1 protein-coding gene is annotated in these 518 nt (G+C 64.5%); it reads left to right on the forward strand.

Features of this window, described 5'->3' with window-relative positions; all coding sequences use genetic code 11:
- Positions 1-413 (forward strand): sensor histidine kinase (locus ACLD7X_RS18350; RefSeq protein WP_411425121.1); only part of this gene is annotated, 413 nt, incomplete at its 5' end.
- Between the last annotated feature and the right edge of the window lie 105 nt (positions 414-518).

Below are 518 nucleotides of genomic sequence, written 5' to 3' on the forward strand. Positions count from 1 at the left end.
GCATCGTGCTGAACCTGTCTTGCCAGCCGGTCATGTCCGACCTCGATCCGGACGCCTTCGGCATTCTGCTGCGAAATCTCATCGAGAACGCGCTTCGCCATGGCGAGGAAGCCCACCCCATCGAGGTCACCCTTTCGCCCGAGGGCCTTCTGACTGTTGCCAATGACGGGCCAGTGGTGCCCACCGAAACAATCGCCCGTCTGACGGCCCGCTTCGAACGCGGCGGCTCGGATCGCGAGGGAAGCGGCCTCGGCCTCGCCATTGTCGCCGCGATCGCGGAACGGCTCGGCAGCGAACTGATCCTGCAGTCACCCCGGCCGGGGCACAGCCGCGGATTCAAGGCGGCTGTGAGGCTGCCGGTCGAGTGCGGACTTGCGGCAGATCAAGCCGCTGGCCGGAAATCGGATGCATGAGATACGCAAGGCGATGCCTGACACCGCCGCGCGACTACTCAAGAGGGGCTGGAAAGCATCATGGATACGCATCCCAGGAAACCTGGTGCGGGCAGAACGGTATTG

This window comes from Aphanothece microscopica RSMan92 (assembly GCF_046613545.2).
Classification (GTDB): Bacteria; Cyanobacteriota; Cyanobacteriia; order PCC-6307; family Cyanobiaceae; genus NIES-981.